We start from the raw sequence: 5,831 nt of genomic DNA on the forward strand, positions 1-5,831 counted from the left end.
GTAGAGAACCCGGTCAGCTTCATCGCTGACCACAACTACACTGTTGTTCGAGTGCAGATCGATTCCACTAAACCTGTTCATACCGGCCTCCTGTGCGTCACGTCGCTGTTCTCACCTCGACTCTACGCCAGCCGTTCGACCCGAACGGGAGGGGGCCGGCTATATGATTACCAGAACCAATGGAAGTACCTGTACCGTGCCGTCGACAAGGCGGGCAACACGGTGAATTTCCTGCTGCGCGCCCATCGAGAAGGCGATTGAACAGAACGGCGAGCCCGACACGATTACCGTGGACAGGAGCGGTGCCAATCTGGCCGCGCTCGAAGCGCTCAACGCCGAGCGCTCGACACCGATCAAGGTCCGCCAGAACAAGTATCTGATAGCATCGTGGAGCAGGATCACCGCGCCATCAAACGCATCATCAAACCAATGATGGGTTTCAAGGATTTCCGGTGTGCTCGCATCATCCTGGCCGGCATCGAGATCATGCATATGATCCGCAAGGAGCAGATGAAAGACGACAGCGGCGACCGAACGGTTGCCGCGCAGTTCTACTCTCTAATTATGTAACGCACTCCTGATTGTATTGGGGCTTGCTCGTCCCGACCACCTTATCGCGACACAACCTCATTTGATACCTCGGCCCAGCTCGCCACAAGGAAAGCCCCCTTCATCTAGCAGAACCCTTTTTCGCCCCGGTGAGTTTCATTACTGGTCGGCGTGTGTAACATGCCCATCGTGTCGTAGAGTGCTTCTTTTAACAATGACCCTTATGACTCTCTATGCTAAACCCGCGATTATCAGATACCTTTTCCGTCCGCCCCCGTGAACTTAGGAGAGAAACACCCTCGTTATCTCCGCATCAAGCACAGTCTCCGGGCGCGCCCGGAACATTGCGGTCATCCACAGGGCTGCTTTCAGCCTTGGAAAAAACCACCGTGGCGAGAGAGTTACAGAATTTGCCTAGGGAGGATATCCATGAGATCGCGTCCTTTCTTGAACCCAAGGACGTGCTTGCTTTGGCCAGCACGAGTAAAAAGCTACAGACCCATCTGAGCATTCACGAGGACGCCGCCAGAATTACACAGCGGGCAGCTGGTCTGCGTACAATCGAGGACCTGCCCGGAACACTTGCAGCGCTCGAACGCATTCCCCCGCAACATCGCAGTGCTGCGATGTCAAGCATTGCATATTCGACTCGTAGACTTGCGGTGCCCGACAGGACGATAGCGCTTAGTCAGGCTCTTGACGCACTCGATAGTTTGTCTGCCCCATACGCTATTGCACCGCTAACAGCATTCGGTTCTTCTATCTCATCTCTGCTGATCTCAGATCGGGCAATGGCGTTCGATCGCATAATCAGTGCGCTTGAGGTTCGGTTTGCCGAACGCGCAAGCGAGCCGCTTGCTAACCTCATCGATTCAATTGCGGATTTGCCGGAAGCCGACCAACCGGGCGCATTCGATCGTGTTTTCAACCTACTCGCGCAGCAACCCGCCACGCCCGGCCGTGAGACAGCAGCCGGAATGTTACTTCGTGCGTCCTCGTTGCTACCGGCGGCGCATCGAACAACGGCGTATTCTCAAGTTGTCGATAAGTTTAGAGGCTGAGTTTTGTGCGGATTTGACCCGTGGAAGGGGGCGGCCACTAAACCGCCGATCGTCGGCGCACCGCAGCGAGTAGCCTGTGTGCAGGCTCCGCGATCGCACGGGCGGCACCGTCGCCTGTGCGAGTATGGGCTCGGTGCAAGCGGAGACAGTGAATGGGTTAGAGGCGTCGGACTACACGAATTGATGGCGGATAATGGGCGCGCTGTAACGACCGCAACGGTGCTGACGCGATTGCCGAGTGCGTATTCCAGCCAAACCGAACGGTCATTCCACGCTAAAGCGAACGCTGATTCCACGATTATCCGAACGGCTCGACAACGTCGTCGTATTCCGCGCACCTATTCAGCATGCTACATCTCCAGCGTAATGATGCCGGCAATGCTACCCACGATCCCGCTGTTCATGGAGCATGATTCGCCCTGAATATGCCGGGAAAAGCGGCACAATCGGGGCTCGCATCTGTGATGCCCCCACCCGATGCGCTTGGGCATGCACAGGGCGCGTTAGTGCTCGGCGGTCGAGGTTCGTCTCTGCGTCTTCGGGTAGTTTTGCCGAGCGCCGATGATGCGGACGATCTCGATGATCTTGAGGCGTGGCCGGACGCGATAGACGAGGATGACGTTCGGCGTCAGGACCATTTCGCGTGTCCCACGGACGCGCCCTGCGCGGTACAACTCGGGGTTCTCCGGTAGCGCGTCGGTCTGTTGTTCGATCGGCTTATCCATTTCGAGGGCGGCAAGCGGGCTATCTGCAGCAATCCATTCGATGAGGTTTGCGAGGTCTTCTCGCGCTCGCGCGCGCCACTCTAGGATCAAGCCTTACCTCCCTTGATCTTCTTCAGGAGTTTGGCGCGGCGTGCCGCCATATCGGCCTTCACAACTTCGTGCGGCACGCTAGGGCGCGGATCGTCGAGCGATTCCTGCACCTGCTGGCGGAACCACTTGTCGTACGCTGCAGCTTCGTGCGCGTCGCGCAGCCGCTCCGATGAATCGTGGCGCGTGCGTGTCGTCTTAACGTTCGGATCGAAATTGCTCGCGTCGACCTCGAACTGATTGATGCCCATGCGGGTCAGAAAGCCGACGAGCGTATCGAGCTTCGTCCAGGTGCGCACATTCCCGCGTCGAACGGCGAGCATCCCTTCCTTGGTGCCGTAGAGAATCACCACGCCCCACCCGCCCGTCTGTGCGACAACATTTGCACCCCGGACGCTGTGCGACTCGACGAGCTTTTCGAGCATGCCCTGGTCGATCGTTTCCGGCATCGCCGCCATGATCGCGCTCCTTTAACATTTAGCCAATCAACAAATTAGCATGATACCAAATATCTACTATTTGGTATAGCATGCGGGCTATCTATCGCACTTGGATTAATGGGATGTATAGAGGTACCAGCCACACCGGTAGCGGATGGGACTACCGGGTCATCACGTCCGCGACCTTCTCCACTGAGGAGGAGGGTCGCGCGACCATTGAGAAATGCCGCACGACGTTCATTGCGCTCGGCGTGCTGCGTGCCGAGGACTTCGATCACATGAAGGCCGCGATGTCGGCGGACGCGGGGCGTACCGTTGGCAATCGCATTCGACGCGGCAAAGAAATGTTGGCCGAGATCGGCGTGCCGAAAGACCTGATTTTCTCGACGCCCAACTATCTGTTGGTTGCACCGAAGCTTGGCGGTTTGCTCTCTCGTCTGTGCCGTATGGATGCGGGACGGCTACCTGTCGAACTGCTGCCATTGCAGGCACATTTGCTCAGCGACAGTGCGGCTCGACAGGCTGCGGCCCCGAAGCCGACGTATCACGTCGCGGAAGATGGCACGCGTACCGTTGTCGGATCTGGTGCAAATAGATGAGCGAGTTGAGCAGTTTCTGATATAAAGGATGCCTTATCGAGTTGACAGGACAGCATCCCATACGGTGGGCGTGGTGGCATCCCCGAGGCCGAGCCTCGCAGATCGAACTGATCCTTGCGAATGCGATGCATGGCTCTGGTGCAAATATGCTCGGCGAATAGGTTAAAGTAGCGAGCCTATCAAACGGGGTAGCCGGTGATGATCAAACGCAAGGGGCTGGAGGGGTTGTTCGATGGACGGCATTTTGATCGGGAAATCATCATCCTGTGTGTTCGCTGGTACCTGCGCTACAAGCTGTAGCCTACGCGATCTGGTCGGGATGATGGCCGAACAGGGTTTGTCGCTGGCTCACACGACCATCCTTCGCTGGGTTAGGCGTTATACGCCTGAGTTCGTCAAACGCTGGAACCGCTTTGCTACACCCGTGGGTCGCTCGTGGCGTGTCGACGAGACCTACCTGAAGATTCGTGGCAGGTGGGTCTACCTGTACCGGGCGGTGGATCGGGCTGGCCAGACGGTGGACTTCATGCTCAGGGCAAAGCGCGATGTGGCCGCAGCCAGAGCCTTTTTCAGCAAGGCTATCAGGCATCAGGGCCAGCCGCCAGAGACGATCACGCCCGATGGCTACGCTGCCTCGCACCGGGCGGTGCGCGAGATGAAGGCCGACGGCCTGCTGCCCGAAGACACGAGGGTTCGAAGCTCGAAGTATCTGAACAACCTGGTCGAGCAGGATTATCGCCACATCAAATCCAGAACGAACGTGATGCTTGGCTTCAAACGGTTCAGTAGCGCAGCGACCACGATTTCAGGCATCGAGTTGATGCATCGCATTCGCAAGGATCAGTTCGATCTCGCGAGGCTCGGCTTCGGGGATGCCACCACGCCCACCGTATGGGATGCTCCTCTCAACTCGATAAGGCATCCTTTATATCAGAAACTGCTCAACTCGCTCGTCTATTTGCACCAGATCCCCCTCAACTCCTCACCTTATCGTGACGCAACCCTAAAAATCTTCTTCATCGTCAGACTGTACTTCGCGTAGCAACTGGCCTGCAGTCTGTAGGTCGACATTCAGCCCATTTTTGTGCAACTCGTTTTGAAAAATTCGCGCGTCATCCCCGGACGGGTCAGTTTTTCTGCCTAGTACATGCTCTTTCGGAATATCCTTGGATGTGCGTAAAGCTCTGTCGTCAAAAGGGTCCGCCTCAAAAGGGATATCTTCAGACGGTAATCCTATAGTTCGTATCAGAACCTTTCCAGGGTGTGTCTTAGACCCAAGCGTCGCGTAAAACTCTGCTGTATCTTTTTTCCCCGTTAGAAAGTGATGGGTTCTCGCAGACTCATTCAGAGCCTCCATCCACCCCCTTGTGGACGACACGGCACGTTGCCCAGCCGGAATGCGTTGCCGTTCCTGATTGCTCGGTTTTTCATCTAATCGAAAACCATTCGCACGAATATTCGTGGCATGTTTATTCGTTGTGCCATGAAACAGGCGCGTGCTTTCATAAGCGGTCCGCGCAATCTGCTTCGAAAGCGGAGCCAGCATCGATGAAGGGGTAACGCTTTGTGCCTTACCGCTACGTGCAGGGCGCGCGGTGGTTGGATCGCCGGGAGTCACGCTACCGGAGTTCGGCGAAAAGCTATTTCTGATCTTGTCCAAGAGACCCATATCTTGTTCCCTCATGCCATTCGGCGCAACCTATATTAGGCAATCGGAGATAATCCAATTGCGCAGTTTGCAGAAATCCCCAGTTTTCACACCCTATCCGTTCCATTCCCCACCGAGCGACAGTGCCATGGATACACGCATGACCGGTATGATGTGCGCAGCGAACCTTGGGAGGTCAATCATTCGCGAAACGCGAACGGCATGACCGAAATGGGAGTGTCCCATTTCGACTCGTGAGGCCGTTCGAACCGTGGCAGCGCTTGTATTTCCGGCCTGACCCACACGGACAGGGATCGTTGCGGCCGATTTTCAGTTCGCGCTGGCGCGGCTGGCTGGCAGCAATCACGCCGGGCATTTCGCCGTGCGCGATCTGCTGTCTGCGCGGCCCGACCCAGTACCGGTGGATATGGCGCGCCGAATCGACCAGCGAAAAATGCGAATGCGTGATGTTGCTGCGGGCGGTTTTGTCGCAATAAGGGAGACAGGACGAGCGGCGCTGTAGTGTGAGTAGGACTGCTTATGCAAGCAGCGAGTAGAATTACGCGGCAAGCGTTCGCTCAACGTCATCGCTCTTCATCTGCCCTTTGCGAATCATGTGCATGTATATGAACGCCTCCCGTTTGCGAAGCAATTTCGCATGCTTTGACGTCCAGGATCGGCTGCGGCTGTATATACGGCCTTACTGCAAAACGGACGCAGCG

General features: G+C 56.5%; 6 protein-coding genes and 2 pseudogenes. 4 read left to right on the plus strand and 4 right to left on the minus strand.

Features of this window, described 5'->3' with window-relative positions:
- Positions 1-177: 177 nt before the first annotated feature.
- Together HV796_RS39795 and HV796_RS39800 are read left to right on the plus strand one after the other, a co-directional pair.
- Positions 178-570 (plus strand): annotated as a pseudogene (locus tag HV796_RS39795) (DDE-type integrase/transposase/recombinase); the annotation flags it as partial.
- A gap of 353 nt (positions 571-923) precedes the next feature.
- Positions 924-1,610: an F-box protein gene (locus HV796_RS39800; RefSeq protein WP_175233231.1), complete on the plus strand. Its 687-nt coding sequence runs from the start codon at positions 924-926 to the stop codon at positions 1,608-1,610.
- A gap of 503 nt (positions 1,611-2,113) precedes the next feature.
- Here HV796_RS39800 and HV796_RS39805 read toward each other — a convergent pair.
- On the minus strand, positions 2,114-2,425 hold the full coding sequence (locus HV796_RS39805; RefSeq protein ID WP_175233232.1) for a type II toxin-antitoxin system RelE/ParE family toxin: 312 nt from the start codon (positions 2,423-2,425) through the stop codon (positions 2,114-2,116).
- Entirely contained in the window at positions 2,422-2,880 is a 459-nt protein-coding gene (relB, locus tag HV796_RS39810; RefSeq protein WP_175233233.1) for a type II toxin-antitoxin system RelB family antitoxin, read from the minus strand. The genes HV796_RS39805 and relB overlap by 4 nt, the downstream gene beginning before the upstream one ends.
- 104 nt (positions 2,881-2,984) lie before the next feature.
- Between relB and HV796_RS39815 the strand changes: the two genes are divergently transcribed.
- Together HV796_RS39815 and HV796_RS39820 are read left to right on the plus strand one after the other, a co-directional pair.
- On the plus strand, positions 2,985-3,461 hold the full coding sequence (locus tag HV796_RS39815) for a hypothetical protein (RefSeq protein ID WP_175233234.1): 477 nt from the start codon (positions 2,985-2,987) through the stop codon (positions 3,459-3,461).
- A 198-nt stretch (positions 3,462-3,659) separates the two neighbouring features.
- Positions 3,660-4,308, plus strand: a pseudogene (locus HV796_RS39820) (IS6 family transposase); the annotation flags it as partial.
- Positions 4,309-4,464: 156 nt separating this feature from the next.
- On the opposite strand, the gene HV796_RS39825 reads toward HV796_RS39820, so the two are convergent.
- Positions 4,465-5,130 (minus strand): hypothetical protein, encoded by a 666-nt coding sequence (locus HV796_RS39825; RefSeq protein ID WP_217478191.1) that lies wholly within the window; start codon positions 5,128-5,130, stop codon positions 4,465-4,467.
- Positions 5,131-5,305: 175 nt separating this feature from the next.
- Positions 5,306-5,485, minus strand: a complete 180-nt coding sequence (locus tag HV796_RS39830) for an SEC-C metal-binding domain-containing protein (protein WP_175233236.1) — start codon at positions 5,483-5,485, stop codon at positions 5,306-5,308.
- Positions 5,486-5,831: the final 346 nt, after the last annotated feature.

This window comes from Paraburkholderia humisilvae, assembly GCF_902859855.1.
GTDB classification, from domain to species: domain Bacteria; phylum Pseudomonadota; class Gammaproteobacteria; order Burkholderiales; family Burkholderiaceae; genus Paraburkholderia; species Paraburkholderia humisilvae.